Source organism: Saccharospirillum alexandrii (assembly GCF_043641555.1).
Lineage (GTDB): Bacteria > Pseudomonadota > Gammaproteobacteria > Pseudomonadales > Natronospirillaceae > Saccharospirillum > Saccharospirillum alexandrii_A.
Map to the genome: position 1 here is coordinate 162,614 of NZ_JBHZRJ010000006.1, position 19,175 is coordinate 181,788.

The following is a 19,175-nucleotide window of genomic DNA, read 5'->3' on the forward strand; positions in this document are numbered from 1 at the left end:
GGGAAACGAGAAGTGCATCACAAAAAACGCAGCCCGGAGGCTGCGCAAAAGAGAACTCACCATGATTCGGTCGAATTGACTTACAGCCGGGCCTCGGTCTGTTCGTCAAAAAACACCGCTTTGCTCATATTGAACAGCAGCTCCATCGACTCACCGACTTTACCTGCCTCCTGGGGGTGTACCCGGCACTCACATTCCTGGTCGTTAATCCTCGCCAGCACCAGGGTATCGGCACCAGTTGGCTCGGTGACTTCGATCTTCACCGGTACCTGAGTGATGTACTGTTCGGCCACCAGGTGCGGCATTACATGGGTGATTTGCTCGGGGCGAATGCCCAGCACCACGGTCTTGCCCACATAACTGCTCAGATCGGCCTGCTTCGGGTCGACCGGCAACTGGAAGATCGTACCCTGAGATTCGATTTGAACGGCGTAGTCTTTCTCCTGTTTGGTGACTTCACAGCGCAGGAAGTTCATCGACGGTGAGCCCATGAAACCGGCAACAAACATGTTGGCCGGGTCATCGTAGACTTCCTGAGGTGTGCCGAACTGCTGCACGATACCGCCTTTCATAACCGCAATGCGGTCGGCCAGCGTCATTGCCTCGATCTGATCGTGGGTTACATACACAATGGTGGTGCCCAGACGCTGGTGCAGCTTTTTCATTTCGGTGCGCATTTCCACGCGCAATTTGGCATCCAGGTTCGACAGCGGCTCGTCAAACAGATAGATCTTGGGGCGGCGTGCCAGTGCCCGGCCCATCGCCACACGCTGGCGCTGACCACCGGATAACTGAGACGGCTTGCGGTCAAGCAGCGGCTCGATCTGCAGCAGTTTAGCAACCCGTGCCACTTCTTCGGCAATTTCAGCCTTGGGCATCTTACGAATTTCCAGGCCGAAGGCGATGTTCTTGCGCACGTTCATGTTCGGATACAGCGCGTAACTCTGAAACACCATGGCGATGTCACGGTCTTTCGGTGCTTCGTACGTTACGTTGGTGTCACCCAGCAGAATGTCACCGGTGGTGACGTCTTCCAAACCGGCAATGCAGTTCAGCAGTGTGGATTTACCGCAGCCGGATGGCCCGACCAGAATGATGAACTCACCATCAGTCACATCCAGGCTGATGCCCTTCAGGATGTGCTCTTCACCAAAACTTTTGTAGACGTTGTCAATTTTCAGCTCAGCCATGTTCAGAACTCCCGTTAACCTTTTACAGAACCGGCCGTCAGACCGCGTACAAAATATTTACCGGCAACCACATAGACCACAATGGTCGGCAGTGCCGCGATGATGGCACCGGCCATATCCACATTATATTGTTTCTCGCCCGTGGAGCTGTTCACCATGTTGTTCAGACCCACCGTCACTGGCTGGGTACTTGGATCGGAGAACACCACCCCAAACAGGAAGTCGTTCCAGATCTGGGTAAACTGCCAGATAACCGTGACCACCAGAATCGGCGCTGATAACGGCAGAATAATGCGGAAGAAAATGACCCAGAATCCGGCACCGTCCAATTTGGCCGCCTTGACCAGTTCGTGCGGCAAATTGACGTAGTAGTTGCGGAAGAACAGTGTAGTGAAACTCACCCCGTAAACGACGTGCGTCAGAATCAACCCCACCAGACTGCCCGATAAACCCAGCCAGCCGAGTAGCTGCGATTGTGGCAACAGAATCGCCTGAAAAGGCAGGAAACAGCCGATCAGCAGTGCAGCAAAAAACAGCTCACTGCCCCGGAATTTCCAGAAACTCAGCACGTAGCCGTTCAAGGCACCCAGAATGGTTGAGATCGCAACCGATGGAATCACCATCAGAATTGAATTGATGAAGTAAGGACGCAGGCCGCGTTCCTCGCGGGCACCAATCTGCACTTCACTCCAGGCCATGGTCCAGGCGTCGAACGAGAACGTCTTGGGCCACTCAATTAACTGACCCATTCGTATTTCATCCATAGAACGAAACGAGGTCACGATCATCAGGATCAGTGGTAGCAAATAATAGGCTGCCACAATAATCAGCACCGCATAAAGGACGGCCCGACCATTGATGTTGGCATAACTCGGATTCTTTGACTTAGCCATTTTTCGGAGTCCTCAGTTCGGAGTACAAATAGGGAACCAGTATCGCCAGAACCGTCATCAGCATGATTACCGCCGATGCTGCGCCGATACCCAGTTGACCGCGCTGGAAGGAAAACTGATACATAAAGATCGCAGGCACATCGGTTGAATTGCCCGGTCCGCCACCGGTTAACGCGATGACCAGGTCAAAGCTCTTGATGGCAATGTGCGCCAGCATGATAAACGCTGAGAAGAAGACCGGACGCATTGAAGGAATAATGATACGGGTATAGACCGCGAACAAATTAGCACCGTCGAGCTGTGCTGCCTTGATGATCGATGTATCAATACCACGCAGGCCAGCCAGAAAAATAGCCATCACAAAACCGCTGGCTTGCCAGACACCGGCAATCACAACCGTGTAGATCGCCATATCCGGGTCGATAATCCAGTCAAAAATAAAACTGTCCCAACCCAGACTGATTACAAATTTTTCAATGCCCACCGTGGGGTTGAGCAACCACTTCCATACCGTACCAGTCACAATGAACGACAACGCCATGGGGTACAGGTAAATGGTTCGGATCGCCCCTTCAGCCCGGATGTTCTGGTCTAGCAGGATAGCCATGACCAGGCCGACCACCATGCAAATACCAATAAACAACACACCAAAGACCACCAGGTTCCACATGGCGTTCAACCAGCGCGGGTTCATAAACAACCGCACGTACTGATCAAACCCCACCAGATCGTAACTGGGCAGGAAGCTGGAATTGGTAAATGAGATAAAGGTGGTCCACAGCACAAAGCCATAAAAGAACACCAGCGCAATAACCAGAGTTGGCGAAACAACGAGTTTCGGCAACCAGTAGTCAATGCCCTTCTTGCGTGATACCGACATAGGTTTTCCGTCCGTTCAGTAAGGAGACTCTGAATAGCTCAGCAGTGAGACTGGGCCATTAAGAGATTCCCTCATGCCTGTTTGCGTTTGAATGCCACCTGATACCTTGTGAGACAGGCACCACAAACCAACCCGGGGCCTCTTGTGGCGTTATTGTTCCCGGAGAAAGTGAGGGTCAGGCAGATTAACTGTATCTGTGATTTCGAGTTTTGCCAGAATCGGCCCGCTACCCGGAGGCGCGGGCCAAAAGTCGGTCAGCACGGCTGGAACGCCGTCCTGACCTGGCCGTGGCCTTACTGGGCAGCGCGTACTGCGCGAGCCAGACGAGTCGCTCCGTCTTCGGCACTCATGTCAGAGTTAAAGAACTCGGTAACGGTGTCGTAGATAGCGCCCTGAATGGTTGAGGTCGTTGACATACCATGGGCCATGGAAGGCACCAGGCCTTCGCCAGACGCTGCGGTGCTCTTGAAGGTTTCCATAGAAGCCAGTGCGCAATCGTCAAACTTGCCCATGTCGAGGTCGGTACGAGCCGGGATGGAACCCTTGTTCAGGTTAAAGGTTTCCTGGAAGCTCGGTGACAATACCAGTTCAGCCATCTTCATCTGGGCTTCTGCGTTAGCGGCGGTGCGCTGCTTGAACATGGCCAGTGAGTCGATGTTGAAAGTAAAGGCATCGGCGGTACCCGGGAACGGCGCGCAGATGTAATCTTCACCCGGGGTCATGTTGGCGGCGGTGAATTCACCTTTCGCCCAGTCGCCCATAAACTGCATGGCCGCTTCGCCACGGATAACCATGGAGGTAGCCACGTTCCAGTCACGACCCGGCGCACCACGGTCAATGTAGTCGTTCACCTTACGGAACTCTTCAAAGGCTTCAACCATGGTGTCGGATTCGAGTGCAGCCTGATCCATCTCAACGAAGACGTCGTTGAAGAAGTCAGCGCCGCCAACAGCCAGTACGATGCTTTCGAAGGTGGTAGCGTCTTGCCATGGCTGACCGCCGTGAGCAATCGGTGTTACACCGGCTGCCTGCAGTTCTTCGGCCGCGGCCCACAGTTCGTCCAGGGTAGTCGGGATCTCAACGCCGGCATCGGCGAATACGTCCGGGTTGGCCCACATCCAGTTGACGCGGTGTACGTTAACCGGTGCTGCAACGTAGTCACCATCGTGCTTCATGACGTCAGCGACAACAGAAGGCAGAACGGCGTCCCAGTTGTTTTCGTCTGCAACGTCATCCAGGCTGGCCAGGAAGCCGAGATCGCCCCACTCCTGAATTTCCAGACCCTTGATCTGTGCAGCCGCTGGCGGGTTACCAGACACAGCGCGCGAACGCAGTACGGTATAGGCGTTTTCACCGCCACCACCGGCAACCGCGAAGTCAGTCCAGGTGTGACCTGCGTCTTCAACCATTTCTTTCAGGACCGCGATAGAGCGGGCTTCACCACCGGAAGTCCACCAGTGCAATACTTCAACTTCGCCGGCCTGGGCTGAAACGGCCATTGTGCCGCCCATTGCCATCGCGATCAGAGATTTTTTGAACATCATGGTCTCAGTCCTTCTGTTTGTTGTTTTGGTCTTACTGTCTTCAGTTTTGATGATTCCATCGTTGCGCAGGTCTCGGCTGGAGCCCTGTCAAACATCGGGGTTACCCGAATTCAACGATGAATCAATGAACAAAGCTGTGAACTCGCACCTGCAACGATCGTTGATCGGTTTGCACAGTACGATTGCCACAGCCTTACTCTAGTCAGCCCGATTGACCGAGTAACGTCTCTAACAGCAACCTAGCGTAACAAAACCTATCAGCGGTCTGGTCATGCGACGTGTTACCTCTGTTACCAGAGGTGACATCCAGAAAAGCGCGCGATAGAAATGCCCGAATGTTCAGGATAAAAAATGAACGGGGTCGGCGGGAAAGTAACACGGGCCCGCTACAAGCAGGCCCGTGAATGTAACAATACTGTTACATTGGTGTCTTTGGAGACAACCAGGGTCAGTGGGTTTCAGTCCAAAACTGCGCGCACAGCACGGCAACCGACTGCAAACCTTCAATATCGGCTTCGGTAAAATCATCCAGTTGATCGCTGTCAACGTCCAGTACCGCCACGACTTCATCGTCCACCATCACCGGCACTACCACTTCAGAGCGAGACAGACTGCTGCAGGCAATGTGACCCGGAAAGGCATCGACATCAGGTACCCACTGGCTGGTTGCTTCGGCCCAGGCGGCGCCACAGACGCCCTGGCCATGGTCAATGCGGGTACAGGCGATGTCGCCCTGAAAAGGCCCCAGCACCAGCTGATCGTCTTTCACCAGATAAAAGCCGACCCAGAAGAAACCGAAGGTCTGGCGCAGGGCAGCAGCCAGATTGGCCAGGTTTGCCGTGCGGTCCGGCTCGCCCTGAACCAGGCCTCGAAGTTGCGGCAAGAGCTCGGCGTATTGGGTTCGACGGTCGCCCGTCGGTGTCAGAGTTAAGGTGTCGGCCAAGTACTAGTCTCCCAGGTGAGCCAGTTCGCGATACTGCGCAAGGGCGCGATCGGTTTGCTGGCGATGTTCAAAAAAACGGGCCAGAGCCAGGCCGGAATCGCGATTCGGGTCGGTCCGCCAGGCTTCGACCAGATAATCTTCCGCCTTGCCCCACAAGGCATGTGCCTCACACAGTTGACCGAGTGTCAGCATCAGGGCCGGATTCGTACCGTGGCGTTTTTCCAGTTGCTCCGCCAGCGGCAGTACCCGGTTTTCGGGCAACCGAGGGTCCAGCAGGCAACGCAGCAGCACCGGGGCGGGCGCCTTTTCCAGTGCTTTGGACAGCCGTTTGAAGGCATTTTCGGCCTGGCCATGCACCAGCAGGCAGCGGCATTCTGCAGCCACTATCTCGGCTTTCTGGCGTATGGGTTTAGGCAGTGTCTTTAACGGTGCCAGGGCGTCAACGGAGGTCTGACACCCCTGCTCAATCAGCTGCAAAGCGACTTGTTGTTGCCACCGCTCGCGATCGGACGGGTTCAGATTGGGTGCCTTGTTCACGGCCTGCAGTGCAACCTCGGCCTGCCCCTGATCCATCAGCGCGCGCCAGTAATCCGGCTGCAAGGAGCGCACGCGCTGCAACCCCGGCTGTTGCTGCCACAGTGCCAGTAAGGCGGCTGAGTCACCGGAGTGCACCAGGCGTTCGGCCGTCAGGGCATCAGCTACCAGGACGAGATCCGGGTCTGCCTGTTTAAACTGACTGACCCGGGCGGGCCAGTCGCCACTGTCTTGCCCTGGAATCAGCGACAATACGCGCGGCAGGCGCTCCGAGCCACCGGCACTGACCACCTTGTGCAATGCCGACAATGCTGCCTGGTGGTCTCCTTCCAGCCAGGCATTGACCGCCTGGCCGGTCGCAACACGGGCGGTTTTACGGTCGCGCCGGTCGCGGTATTGGCGAACCAGTCGCACCGGGTTAACGCCGCGCAGCAACTTTATGACCAGCCAGCTGACCAACAGTAAAACGAGGAACAGGCCCAGGGCACTCCACAAGGTGATCTCGACCATCCACTGACCCCAGGCGATCATCACATAGCCGGGGTGTCGCACCATGAAGTGGGCCAACAGGCCGGCAGCCAGAATCAGTACCAGCCACACCAGGACTTTCAGCAGCAGCCGGCTCATGCGTCATCCTCCCCATTGTCAGCCGATTCGGTCGACTCTTGATCAACCCGGGTCATGTATTGCTCCAGCGCCTCAACACTGGCGTGGATGTCTGGAAAGTCCGGCGTCAGTGTCAGGCCTTGCAGGGCATCCAGCTCCGTCTCGATGGCGCTGAGTTCCAATTCAGCCGACATGGCCGCGACGCGGCTCTGTAATTGTGCCAGGGCTTCGTTGTAGAGCGGCTGGTTGCGTGCCAGCAGGGCCAACTGCACCTGCTCGGTCAGCAGCAGGCTGTGCTGCTGCCACTGGGCAAACTCAGACAACAACGGCGGCGCCTGATAGGGCACGTCCAGTCGACTGACCGTGACCAGGCTGCTCAGGCTGTCGCGGAAGGCTTGCCAGCTCAGCGGTGTCTCATTGCTTTGTTCCCGGGGTTCAAGTCGTTCGGCCGGAGACCACTGGCGACTGGCAATGCGTTCGTTGATGGCTTCAAGGCGAAAGTAGGTGCCGTTCAGGTCAACACTGCCCACCGACTGCAGGGCGAGGCGGTCTGACGCAATCTGGCGGCGTACCGGCAACACCGCAGCTTCGGTCAGCCCGGCCAGCACCTGGTCGGCTGCGTTGAGTAGACTGATGGCGATGGTGGCATCACCATCGAGTTGCAGGCGCCGTTCAGCCAGGCGCAACAGGGTCAGTGCTTCTTCCAAAGGCCAGCGATCGGCCTCCAGATCCTGACGTCGGCTAAGCCGCTGAGCGGTTTCAATCAGCATGGCTTCGAGTGCCTGCTGTTCCTGCTGAACCTGTTGCGCCAGACGTTCGCGCTCACTCTCCGAAGATTCCAGTCGAACACTCAAGCTCGACACCTGTTGGCGCAACTCACTCAATGAACTGACTACGGTGTCGGATTCCTGCTGCAGTACCCGGTATTGCTGCCAACCCCAATACACCAGCCAAGCCAGGCCAGCGACCATCAACACCAGAACCAGCAGAGAGACAAGCAGGCGATTCGATCGGCCCGAGCCGCCGCCGGCAGCGCCTCGTCGGCGACGCGGAGGCGCACCGGCATTGCCAGAAGGTTTGGCTTTTGGCGCAGGCCTGGGCTCGGGCTTCTCCGGCGCGGGCGCTTCATACGAGGCATTGGACGCCCCGGCTTCTGGACGGTCGGCTGGGGTGTCAGATGCAGCGGATGCCTGCTTGTCGGTCTTCGCGTCTGCAACCGGCGTGCCTTGCGCAGGCTCCGCCTGTTCGACAACGGGCTTGTCGGTATCCGGTGTTGGTGTCTTGCCAGACTCGGTGTCTTTATTCATGGGCAGTGCGGCCTTTGCTGTCACAGGGCGGCGGGCAAGGCCCGCGCTCCGGGTTCCATTAATGGGTATCAGTGTAAGGTGAACCGGGCCGTGCCGTCACGCCCCGTCCGGAAAGACATTGCACAACCGCCTCCGGCGAAGCGCCCGGTGTTTGCACGCGGCGGTCTATACCGCGCTCCCGCGCCCAGGCCATCAAACGCGGGGAGGTCAGCAGCCAGGTGCCCTGCCAGCTGCGCCAAGGGCTACCCTGGCCACCCCACAGGGCATCGCCCAACAACTGTGAGCTGACCAGAACGGCATCTGCCTGACCGCTCAGCCGGGCCATGTCTTCCAGTATCGCCGGGTCCAGCGCACGGTCATACACATCGATCGACTGCACTTCTGCGCCCCGCTCCTGCAGCACCTGCGGATAGAGGTCACGCCCCCCGGCCCCTTTTACCACCAGCCACTTGCGCTGGGCTACCGCCTGGGTTGAGGGCAAGGCAAGTACCTCCTCTGCCGTGTGGCCGGAAACCGGGAATTGCGGCACCAGCCCTCCCTGGCTCAGCACCCTGGCCGTGGCCGGGCCATTGCATAACCAATTCACCCCGACCGGAGGTTGCGGCCAGTAGTGATCGAGCGCTGCCGTCAGTTGGCTGGCTGCCGTGGGGCTGACACAGATGACCCCCTGGTATTCATCGAGATTGAGCCATAGCGAGCGGCGCTCAGGCGTTTCCGGGTGCAGCGTCAATCGCCAGGGGTCGTGTAACATCAAGTCGGCATGGGGTGCCAGCTGCGACTGCCAGCGAGCCCAGTCAGGCCTGGCCTTGGCCAGCAACAGGCGCATCAGTCAGACAGTTTGGCCAGAATGGCACCGGCCCCTTGGTCCAACAGCTGCTCGGCCAAGTCGAGCCCCAGTGCCGAGGCCTGCGCCAGTTGCTCGGCCTCAGTGCCATGCAGTAAAACCTCGCCCCGGGCTTTCAGCAGGCGTTCGCCATTCACTTCACCCACCCGGGCCTCCATGCTCAGCGCATCGCCTTCCAATAGGGAGAAACCGGCGATGGGTACCTGACAGCCTCCCTCCAGGCGACGGTTCATGGCCCGTTCGGCGGTCACCCGGATGTGGGTTTGCGGATGCATCAGGGGGGCCAACAGATTGCGGGTGGCTTCGTCACCCGCCCGGATCTCAATGCCGACGGCGCCCTGCCCGACCGCAGGCAGGCACAGATTGGTATCCAGCGTGTGGCGAATACGGCTCTCCAGCTTCAAGCGACGCAATCCTGCTGACGCCAGGATAATAGCGTCGTATTCACCGGCATCCAGCTTGCCCAGGCGGGTGCCGACGTTACCCCGCAGAAAGCGGATGTGAAGATCCGGTCGTGCGGCCAGCAATTGCGCCTGCCGGCGTAATGAAGAGGTGCCGACGACAGCCGCTTCAGGCAAGTCGTTCACGTGAGCAAAGTGATTGGAGACAAAAGCATCTGTCGGGTCCTCACGCTCGCAGATGACGGCCAGTTCGAAACCCTCGGGCATCTCCATGGGCACATCCTTCATCGAATGCACGGCGATGTCGGCGTCACCGTCGGCAATGGCGACTTCCAGTTCTTTGATGAACAAGCCTTTTCCACCCACTTTGGCCAGCGGAACATCCAGCATTTTGTCGCCTTTGGTGGCCATTTGGACCAGCTCAACCTGCAGCTCCGGGTGCAACTGTGTCAGGGCAGAACGAACGTACTCCGCTTGCCACAGGGCCAGCGGGCTCTTTCGGGTTGCAATACGCAGAATCTGGGACATGAATCTCTTCGCCGTCAAATGAGGCGGAAAGTGTAACAAATAATCGCTGACAAGCGCGTTTGTGATCGACATCCTATCTACTGCCACGAACCTTTTGATACGGTTTGTTACGTTATGTCTAGATCTTGTCAAGGTATCCTGCACTAGCCGATAGCGCCAACAACGATAAAAACACAGAACACGCTGGAGTACGCAATGACCCTATCCACACGCACGATGGCGTTCAGCGCCATGCTATGCCTGCTGCCTGGCTTGCCTCAGGCAGGTTCCGTTGAAGTATTGCACTATTGGACCAGCGGCGGCGAAGCTCGCTCTGTTCAGGTTCTTCAGCAGGCTATGCAGGAAGACGGCCACACCTGGGATGATTTCGTGGTGCAGGGCGGAGGCGGTGGCAATGCCATGGCCACCTTGCAAGACCGGGTGCTGCGCGGTAATCCGCCCACGGCAGCCCAGATCAAAGGGCTGGATATTCAACGCTGGGCCCGCCTGGGCTTTCTAAGCAACATTAACGATCTGGCGGACGAGCAACAGTGGGATGAACGCCTGCCGCCGGTCGTGGCGGCTGCCATGCAATACAATGGCGACTACGTTGCCGTGCCGGTGAACGTGCACCGCACTAACTGGCTGTGGGCCAATAAACGCATTCTCGATTCAGTGGGTGTGGCGGTTCCGACGACCTGGGCAGAATTTGACCGGGCAGCGGATCTGATTGCGGCGGCCGGTTACCGGGTTATCGCACAGGGTCATCAGGACTGGCAGCACGCTACGCTGTTTGAAACCGTTGCCTTGTCCGTCGGCGGTCCGGAGTTTTACCAGGCGGCGCTGGTCGAGCATGATTTTCGCGCCATGCGCAGCGACACCATGGATGCGGTGTTCGATCGCTACTACCGGCTGCTTGAGCACATGCCTCTCTCAGACGATCTGGGCGAGTGGAACCAGGCCACCAGTCTGGTCATCAACGGCGAGGCCGCCTTTCAGTTTATGGGTGACTGGGCCAAGGGTGAATTCTCCGCAGAAGGCAAAGTCGCCAATACCGACTACGTTTGCGCGCCAGTTCCCGGCACCCAGAATCAATTCCTGTTCAATATCGACAGCTTTGCCATCTTCGACCTGCGCGGCGCAAGCCAGGCCGACCAGACAGCTCAGAATGACCTGGTTCGCAACATCATGGACGATTCATTCCAGCGCACCTTTAATCAAAACAAAGGCTCGATCCCTCCGCGCACCGACATGAGCATGAGCGCCTTTGACGACTGCGCCCGGGTGTCGATGAGCGAGTTCATTGCAGCAGCGGCCAATGATTCCCTGTTGCCCAGCATTGCCCATGGCATGGCGACCACCGGTACCGTTCAGGGCTATTTTTACGAGAAGATCGGCGAACTGACGGTCAACCCGATCTCACCTTCGGAATCGTCTCGCGAGCTGGCCAAGGCCATTCGCTATGGCCAGTACGTCATCAAATAAGCCAACGCCCGTTCAGCCAGAGCCCTGGCTGCGCGGGTGCGCTTTCAGGTGCCAGATACGCTGCACGTAATCTTCAATCGAGCGGTCTGAATTGAACTTACCCATGGTCGCGGTGTTGATGATGGCGCTGCGTGCCCAGGCTTGCTTGTTCTGGTAGCGCGCCTCAACCTGCTGCTGGGCGTCGCAGTAACTGCGAAAGTCCGCCAGCACCTTGTAGGGATCACCGCCTTTCAACAGGCTGTGCTTGATGGACGACAGGGCGCCGGGGTCATCCGGGGTTAAATAACCGTTATCCAGCCAGTCGAGCACAGCCCTGAGTTCTTCGTCCTGGTGGTACCAGTCAAAGGGGTTATAACCCCGTTCGTCGAGTTGACGAACCTCCTCCACCGACAGCCCAAAAATAAAAATATTCTCTCGCCCGGCCTCTTCGGCAATCTCGATGTTCGCTCCATCCATGGTACCAATGGTCAGGGCACCGTTCAGCGCCAGTTTCATATTGCCGGTGCCCGAGGCTTCCTTGCCCGCGGTTGAAATCTGCTCTGACAAGTCCGCGGCTGGTATGATCTTCTCGGCCAGGCTGACCCGGTAGTTGGGCAGCATCACCACTTTTAATTTGCCCTGAATGCGTTCATCGTTGTTGATGCGTTCCGCTGCGCAATTGATGCCATAAATAATGTCTTTGGCCAGCGCATAGGCCGGTGCAGCCTTGGCACCAAACAGAAACACGCGCGGCACTGTTATCGCATTCGGGTCTTCCAGCAGGCGCCGGTACAACGTCAGGATGTGCAACAGGTTCAGATGCTGTCGCTTGTACTCATGCAGGCGCTTTATCTGCACATCGAAGAGGGCGTTCGGGTCGGTTTCAATGCCGGTAAGCTGCTTTACGACGGCCGCCAGATCGACTTTGTTCTGGTGCTTGATCGCCATGAAATCGGTTTGAAAACGGTCATCGTCTGCCAGCGCCGTCAGTTGCTCCAGCTTGCTCAGATGTCGTGGCCAGTCGGCCTCAATGTGTTGGTCGATCAGGGCTGATAACCGGGGGTTGCAGGCTTTCAGCCAGCGCCGGGGCGTTACACCATTGGTCACATTGGTGAATTTGCCGGGCCAGAGCTGATCGAACTCGGGAAACAGGTCGGACTTGACCAGGTTCGAGTGCACCTCGGCGACACCGTTGACGGTATGTGAACCCACCACCGACAGGTGCGCCATGCGCACTTTACGCTGATTCCCTTCTTCAATGATCGACAGCCGCGCCTTCATGCCATCATCACCGGGCCACTGGCGCTCGACTACCTGACTCAGAAAGCGGTGGTTGATTTCAAAAATAATCTCCAGATGACGCGGCAACACCTTTGCAAAGAGCGGCAAGCTCCAGGTCTCCAGTGCTTCTGGCAGGAGCGTATGGTTGGTGTAAGAGAAAACCGGATGACAGATGGCCCAGGCGGCATCCCACCCCAGTCGCTTTTCATCCATAAGCACGCGCATCAGTTCGGGAATGGCCACCGCCGGGTGGGTATCATTCAATTGCACGGCCACCCGCTCAGCGAATTGAGACCAGTCATCTCCGTGGGCTCGCTGGTAACGACGGATGATGTCAGCCAGCGACGCGGCGCTGAAAAAATACTGCTGGATCAGACGCAGTTCCTTGCCGGCGTCGGTTTCGTCGTTGGGGTACAACACCTTGGAAATGGTTTCGGCCTGTGCCTGCTCTACCTGGGCGTCTACATAGCCGCCCGCGTTGAACACATCCCAGTCAAAATAGTCGGTTGCCCGGCTCTCCCAGAGCCTGAGAATGTTCACATTGGAGCCGCTGTAACCGACGATGGGGATGTCCCAGGGTACGGCTTTGACGGTCCGTGCCGGTCGCCAGACTTTGTAAGCGCGCCCGCTTTCGCTCACGGTTTCCACAAAGCCATAGAGTTTGATTTCCTGAACCGATTCCGGTCGGCACACTTCCCAGGGGTTGCCGTACTCGCGCCAGTCATCCGGCCGCTCGACCTGTCGGCCCTGGCTGAAACTTTGCTCGAACAAGCCATGCTCATAATGGATGCCATAGCCAACAGCCGGGTAATTCAAGGTCGCGAGTGAATCCAGAAAACACGCGGCCAGCCGGCCCAGGCCACCATTGCCCAGCGCCATATCCGGCTCTTCCTCCAGAATATCCGACAGGTTCTGTCCCAGGTTGGCCAGTGCCTGGTCGGCGATGTCGTACAACTGAAGGTTATTGAGATTATTAGACAGCAACCGCCCCATCAGAAATTCCATCGACAGGTAATTCACGGCCCGGGTGTCCAGGGTGGAGTGGGTTCGCTGGGTATCGGTGAGGCCAGCCATGACGGCTTCATTAACGGCGCCGGCGGTGGCCTTCCACCAGCTTTGCGGGCTGGCTTTCTCTTCGTAGGTACCCTGAGCAACATGCAGATGATGGACAATGCTGGCCTGCATGGACTCAACGGTAAGTGGCGCTGGGGAGGCTTTATTCGTCATCGCGATGATGCCCGGATACAAAGGCCAGTGCGTGTGTCACGGCCTTTTCAACCTCGGTTTCCATTGCATGCTGCTCCTGCACCGACAGATAAAACGCCATGTCCACCGAAAAACGGTAATAGCGAGCCGGTAGCTGATTCAGTGCCACACAAGCGATGTCGGCAAGTTCGTTTTCCGGTTTGCCATCGGCTTCCAACCGGCCTTTCAAGTCATCGATCACCAGCTTTTCGTAATAATTGGCGATTTGAGTGTCTATGGTCATGCGCGTGCCTCCGAATATCGTGCTCTGAAGCCTAGACGAAAATACACCAACCGACACGGACCGCCGTTTTATTCAACCTCAATACTGGCAACACTCTGGAACCCGCGAGGCAACTTGTTGCCCCGACGGCCGCGCTCACCCAGATAGTGCTCAAGGTCAGCGCCCTTGAGTTTCAGCTTGCGCTTGCCGGAGTGAATGACCAGGGTGTTGTCGCTGCCCAGAACCACGGCGCCGATCATGAATTCTTCATGCTCAGCCGCACGAGCGGCCGGAATGTTGATGATCTTGTTTCCCTTGCCTTTGGCCAGCTCCGGCAAATCGCGCACCGGGAACACGAGCAAGCGCCCTTCGTTGCTAACGGCTGCCAGGTAGTCGGTTTCCCGCTGATGCACAACCGCCGGGGCCAGTACCCGGGCGTTTTTCGGCAGGCTCAATACCGCCTTGCCCGCCTTGTTTTTGCTGACCATGTCTTCAAAGCGGCCAATAAACCCATAACCGGCATCGGACGCCAGCAGGTATTGCTGGTTCGGTTCGTCGATCAGCAAGCCACGCATTTCGGCGCCCGGTGGCGGACTGACACGACCGGAAATCGGCTCACCCTGCCCCCGTGCGGACGGCAACGCATGAGTTGCCAGGGTGTAGGACCGGCCGGTCGAGTCGAGCAACACTGTGGGCTGATTGCTCTTGCCCGGTGCACTGAAGGCAAACGCATCACCCGCCTTGTAGCTGAGGTTTACGCCATCAATGTCGTGTCCCTTGGCAGCCCGGATCCAGCCTTTTTGCGACAGCACGACTGTCACCGGCTCAGAAGGCAATACTTCGGTTTCGTTGAACGCCTGGGCTTCTTCGCGCTGGACCCGTTGCGTGCGACGCTCGTCGCCAAAGGTATCGGCATCGGCCATGATCTCTTTCTTGATCAGGGTACGCATGCGCGTTGCCGAGCCGAGGGTTTTCTCGATCTTGTCGCGTTCGGCGGCCAGTTCATCCTGTTCACCGCGAATCTTGAACTCTTCCAGCTTGGCCAGTTGCCGCAATTTCAATTCAAGAATGGCTTCAGCCTGAACGTCACTCAACTTGAAACGGCTCATCAGTTCTTGCTTGGGCTCGTCCTCGGTGCGAATGATGTGGATGACTTCATCGATGTTCAGATAAGCGATCAGCAAGCCATCGAGGATGTGCAGCCGGGCGATGACTTTGTCGAGCCGGTGCTGCAGACGACGGCGAACCGTTGTGGTTCTGAAGGTCAGCCATTCACTCAGAATATGCGTCAGGGATTTAACCTGGGGCCGGCCATCGGTCCCAATCATGTTCAGGTTGATGCGGATGGTTTTTTCCAGATCGGTGGTCGCGAACAGGTGGTTCATGACCGCATCGACATCAACCCGATTGCTGCGCGGTTCTATCACCAGGCGCGTCGGGTTTTCGTGGTCGGATTCATCGCGCAGGTCGACCACCATAGGCAGTTTCTTGACCTGCATCTGGTGAGCGATCTGCTCCAGTATTTTGGATCCGGAGACCTGATAGGGCAGCTCGGTTATGACGATATCGCCACCTTCGGTGCCATACCGGGCCCGAACCTTTACGGTGCCCCGGCCGGTTTCGTAGATTTTTTGCAGGTCGGCCGTTGGGGTGATCAATTCACCACCGGTCGGGAAATCTGGCCCCTTGATGTGCATCATCACGTCGGCCAGCGAGGCATCCGGGGAGTCGAGCAGGTGAATGCACGCCGCGGCGACTTCGCGGATGTTGTGCGGCGGTATGTCCGTTGCCATACCGACAGCAATACCGGTTGTGCCGTTCAGCAGAATGTGCGGTAAGCGTGCTGGCAACACCGAGGGTTCGTCCAGTGTGCCGTCGAAGTTGGGCACCCAGTCGACGGTGCCCTGGCCGAGTTCATCGAGCAGCAGGCCGGCATGGGCGTGCAGTCTCGATTCGGTATAGCGCATGGCGGCGAAGGATTTCGGGTCGTCCGGCGCGCCCCAGTTGCCCTGACCATCGACCAGCGGGTACCGGTAGGAGAACGATTGCGCCATCAGCACCATGGCTTCGTAACAGGCGCTGTCACCGTGCGGGTGGTATTTACCCAGCACGTCACCCACGGTACGGGCGGATTTTTTGTATTTGGAGGTGCTTTTCAGCCCCAGTTCACTCATCGCATAGATGATGCGGCGTTGCACGGGCTTGAGGCCATCGCCCAGGTGGGGCAAGGCCCGGTCCAGAATGACGTACATGGAATAGTCCAGATACGCCTTTTCGCTAAACTGGCTGAGCGACAGGTGCTCGATGTATTCGCCGGATTGTTCAGTCATTCGATGGGTTCGCCTTAACAGGGTACGCGGTTCTGGGAGGCACCCCGGGATCAGTAGGATCAGACCGGTGTCGGTTTAAACTGGCGCAAGTGTCGCAATTTCAACCGCTTATGACAATCAGGCATGGGTTTGCGAGGAAACCGCAGAGCTGTCAACTGACCGGCATAACCTGTTGCCGGAGCCTTTGGGCTCTTATGATTCTGTGGCAAACTGGAAAAAAGCTAGGTTACTTTGTCTACTGAGCCAAAATGCCGTGCCAGCTACCAAGTCTACCTCTCCGGGGCCGGGCGGGGTGCCGCCCACTCAACCCATCCATGGGGCCTAGACTGCAGCATCCATGCTGCAGACTACCCCGGACAGCTAGACTTGGTAGCTGGCACTTGGCTTGGTGGTATAACTGGCCATTTAAAAAAACACTCAAGAATAACCATAAAAAGGAAACAGGCATGGCCGTATCGCGCCCTATTCGATGGATTTTCAGGACCTTGCTACTGCTGCTGGTCCTGGCGGCAGGCGGTATCGCCTGGCTCTGGTGGCAGTTAAACGGCAGCCTGGCGCCGCTGGAAGGGAGTCATCCGATGCCCGGGTTAAATGCCGGGGTCCGGATTGAACGCGATGCCCAGGGTATTCCGACGATTTATGCCCAGAACCGGCCCGACAGTGCCTATGCATTGGGCGTGTTGCATGCCCAGGAGCGCTTTTTCCAGATGGATCTGTTGCGTCGCAATTCAGCCGGTGAACTGTCTGAACTGGTCGGTGAGGCGGCACTGAGCTACGACCAGAGCATTCGTGTCCATCAGTTCCGTAAACGGGGCGAACGGGCCGTTGCTGCTCTGAAGCGTCCGGAGTTATTACGGTTGAATGCCTATACCGCCGGTGTCAACGCTGGCCTTGCAGCACTCGATAGCCCGCCTTTTGAATATCGCCTGTTGCAAATCCAGCCGCGCGAGTGGCAGCCGGCTGACAGCATGCTGGCGTTGTACAGCATGTATCTGGATCTTCAGCCACAATGGAATGAGCGCGAGCGCTCTCTGGCGGTGATGGAAGATTTACTGCCGACCGATTGGTTTGCGTTCCTGACCCCGGCAGGCGGCGAGTGGGATTCGCCGGTGCACGGCGAGGCCTATCAGTGGGCGCCGTTTTTCCCCGAACAACCATTGGCGGAGCTACAGGCGCCGCAAGAGCTGGCCTCAATGGCCGGTCAGACTCCCTGGCAGTACCGTGACACCGTAGAGCTCGGTTCCAACAACTGGTCTGTCTCCGGTGAGCTGACGGGGTACGAGGCGGGTATGGTGGCCGATGACATGCATCTGGGCCTGAGCGTGCCCAACATCTGGTATCGGGCCAGCTGGACTGTTGCCGGGGCTAACCGTCGCATCACCGGCGCCACGCTACCCGGCGCTCCGGCCATGGTGGTTGGCTCGAACGAGCACATCGCCTGGGGTTTTACCAATTCGAACGGCGATTTTCACGACACCATTGTTCTGCAAACCAATGCGGAAGAATCGGAATACCTGACACCGGATGGCTGGCAGCCTTTTACCGTCGACAATGAGGTCGTTCAGGTAAAAGGCGGCGAATCAGTAACCGTGGCGGTTAAGTCAACGCGCTGGGGGCCGGTCATCGGCACCGATCATTTCGGTAATATGCTGGCCATGCGCTGGGTGGCCCATGATCCGGAAGGCGCCAATCTGGACCTGACCAAGATGGAAACCGCCGATACGGTTTATGATGCACTGACTGTCGCGGCAACCTCAGGAGTTCCCGGGCAAAACCTGAATGTGGTAGACGTGCGCGGCAACCAGGCCTGGACCATTATGGGCCGCCTGCCACGCCGCTTCGGGTTTACCGAGGCGGGCATTTCGCCGACGGAACCCGCGGACTGGTCATCGGGCGAGCTGGGCTGGAACGGCTATTTAAGCCCGTCTGAGTTCCCGCACATTGTGAACCCGGAAGATGGCAGAATCTGGACAGCCAATGCCCGCATTGTATCCGATGAGCTGTTGGACCTGGTCGGCCGCAGTGACTACGCCCTGGGTGCGCGTCAGCAACAAATAGAGAAAGGACTGTTTGCCCGGGAACAGTTCACCGAGCAGGACTTTCTGGATATTGCGCTGGATGACCGTGCGTTCTTCCTGCAACGCTGGCAGCGACTGCTGCTGGCTGTGCTTGAGAATGATGACAGTCCGGGGTCGGCCGAACGCTCTGAATTGGCTGCGTACGTGGCTCAGTGGGAGGGACGTGCCAGCAAAACCTCGGTTGGGTATCTGGCCGTGAAGCGCTTCAGGGAGCGCGCAATCGATCACACCGTGGGGGCGATCTATCGCCAGCTCGACAGTGCCAGTAACGTGTTCTGGCCGGAGCGTGTGGACAATTTTCTGGAATACCCGGTCTGGGCGCTGGTGACGCAGCAACCGGAGCACCATCTGCCATTGGGCTATGACGACTGGGATGATTTCATGCTGTCGATGGTTGATGAAACCCTGGCGATCATGACGGCCGATGGCGAGCCGCTGGCCGACCAGACCTGGGGCAAGGCCAATACCTTGTCGATACGACACCCGCTGAGCGGTGCGGTGCCGCTGCTGTCTCGCTGGCTCGATATGCCGGAAGAGCCCATGGATGGCGATACTTACATGCCGCGTGTGCAACGTACCAGTAATGGTGCATCGGAGCGCATGGTGGTCGCGCCGGGCCAGGAGGAAAACGGAATCTTTCACATGCCGGTCGGCCAGAGCGGCCACCCGATGTCACCCTACTACGATCGCGGTCATCGCGACTGGGTTGAAGGACGCCCGAGCCGGTTCATGCCCGGGCCAACCCAGTGGCGCATGACGCTGGAGCCGATGTGACTGTGACTCGGCTTTATCTTGGTGCCTGAAATCCGCGCCAGACGAAGGGTATGCCTATTAGGGGTCGGCGTGAACCCGTCCATGGGGCCTAGACTGCAGCATCCATGCTGCAGACTCCCCCTAATTGGCAT

General features: G+C 57.8%; 14 protein-coding genes. 2 read left to right on the forward strand and 12 right to left on the reverse strand.

Annotation, left to right across the window (positions count from 1 at the left end):
- Positions 1-80: 80 nt before the first annotated feature.
- The 9 genes from ACHUE7_RS19785 to hemC all read right to left on the reverse strand — a co-directional run bounded on the left by ACHUE7_RS19785 (position 81) and on the right by hemC (position 9,670).
- Positions 81-1,190 carry an ABC transporter ATP-binding protein gene (locus tag ACHUE7_RS19785; RefSeq protein WP_348477715.1) on the reverse strand — a complete coding sequence of 370 codons (1,110 nt, stop codon included), beginning with the start codon at positions 1,188-1,190 and terminating at the stop codon, positions 81-83.
- 14 nt (positions 1,191-1,204) lie between these two features.
- Positions 1,205-2,083: a carbohydrate ABC transporter permease gene (locus ACHUE7_RS19790; protein WP_348477714.1), complete on the reverse strand. Its 879-nt coding sequence runs from the start codon at positions 2,081-2,083 to the stop codon at positions 1,205-1,207.
- Complete coding sequence (locus ACHUE7_RS19795; protein ID WP_348477713.1) at positions 2,076-2,963, reverse strand: carbohydrate ABC transporter permease; 888 nt, start codon at positions 2,961-2,963, stop codon at positions 2,076-2,078. The genes ACHUE7_RS19790 and ACHUE7_RS19795 overlap by 8 nt, the downstream gene beginning before the upstream one ends.
- Before the next feature lie 293 nt (positions 2,964-3,256).
- Positions 3,257-4,504 carry an ABC transporter substrate-binding protein gene (locus tag ACHUE7_RS19800; protein WP_394171703.1) on the reverse strand — a complete coding sequence of 416 codons (1,248 nt, stop codon included), beginning with the start codon at positions 4,502-4,504 and terminating at the stop codon, positions 3,257-3,259.
- A gap of 451 nt (positions 4,505-4,955) precedes the next feature.
- Positions 4,956-5,450, reverse strand: a complete 495-nt coding sequence (locus ACHUE7_RS19805) for a GAF domain-containing protein (protein WP_394171599.1) — start codon at positions 5,448-5,450, stop codon at positions 4,956-4,958.
- Positions 5,451-5,453: 3 nt separating this feature from the next.
- Positions 5,454-6,611: a heme biosynthesis protein HemY gene (locus ACHUE7_RS19810; RefSeq protein ID WP_394171600.1), complete on the reverse strand. Its 1,158-nt coding sequence runs from the start codon at positions 6,609-6,611 to the stop codon at positions 5,454-5,456.
- Positions 6,608-7,897: a uroporphyrinogen-III C-methyltransferase gene (locus ACHUE7_RS19815; RefSeq protein ID WP_394171601.1), complete on the reverse strand. Its 1,290-nt coding sequence runs from the start codon at positions 7,895-7,897 to the stop codon at positions 6,608-6,610. Before ACHUE7_RS19815 ends, ACHUE7_RS19810 begins: the two co-directional genes overlap by 4 nt.
- A gap of 58 nt (positions 7,898-7,955) precedes the next feature.
- Complete coding sequence (locus ACHUE7_RS19820) at positions 7,956-8,723, reverse strand: uroporphyrinogen-III synthase (protein WP_394171602.1); 768 nt, start codon at positions 8,721-8,723, stop codon at positions 7,956-7,958.
- The gene (gene hemC, locus ACHUE7_RS19825; RefSeq protein ID WP_394171603.1) at positions 8,723-9,670 is read right to left on the reverse strand and encodes a hydroxymethylbilane synthase; all 948 of its coding nucleotides are present in this window, start codon (positions 9,668-9,670) and stop codon (positions 8,723-8,725) included. The genes ACHUE7_RS19820 and hemC overlap by 1 nt, the downstream gene beginning before the upstream one ends.
- 195 nt (positions 9,671-9,865) lie before the next feature.
- Here hemC and ACHUE7_RS19830 point away from each other — a divergent pair, with 195 nt between their 5' ends.
- Complete coding sequence (locus ACHUE7_RS19830) at positions 9,866-11,134, forward strand: ABC transporter substrate-binding protein (protein WP_394171604.1); 1,269 nt, start codon at positions 9,866-9,868, stop codon at positions 11,132-11,134.
- A gap of 12 nt (positions 11,135-11,146) precedes the next feature.
- On the opposite strand, the gene ACHUE7_RS19835 is transcribed toward ACHUE7_RS19830, so the two are convergent.
- The 3 genes from ACHUE7_RS19835 to parC all read right to left on the reverse strand — a co-directional run bounded on the left by ACHUE7_RS19835 (position 11,147) and on the right by parC (position 16,192).
- The gene (locus ACHUE7_RS19835) at positions 11,147-13,621 is read right to left on the reverse strand and encodes a glycogen/starch/alpha-glucan phosphorylase (RefSeq protein WP_394171605.1); all 2,475 of its coding nucleotides are present in this window, start codon (positions 13,619-13,621) and stop codon (positions 11,147-11,149) included.
- A complete protein-coding gene (locus tag ACHUE7_RS19840; RefSeq protein WP_348477705.1) occupies positions 13,611-13,883 on the reverse strand; it encodes a late competence development ComFB family protein in 273 nt (90 codons plus the stop codon). The genes ACHUE7_RS19835 and ACHUE7_RS19840 overlap by 11 nt, the downstream gene beginning before the upstream one ends.
- A 68-nt stretch (positions 13,884-13,951) precedes the next feature.
- Positions 13,952-16,192: a DNA topoisomerase IV subunit A gene (gene parC, locus ACHUE7_RS19845; RefSeq protein ID WP_394171606.1), complete on the reverse strand. Its 2,241-nt coding sequence runs from the start codon at positions 16,190-16,192 to the stop codon at positions 13,952-13,954.
- Between the two features lie 446 nt (positions 16,193-16,638).
- Here parC and ACHUE7_RS19850 point away from each other — a divergent pair, with 446 nt between their 5' ends.
- Positions 16,639-19,044 carry a penicillin acylase family protein gene (locus tag ACHUE7_RS19850; RefSeq protein ID WP_394171607.1) on the forward strand — a complete coding sequence of 802 codons (2,406 nt, stop codon included), beginning with the start codon at positions 16,639-16,641 and terminating at the stop codon, positions 19,042-19,044.
- Positions 19,045-19,175: the final 131 nt, after the last annotated feature.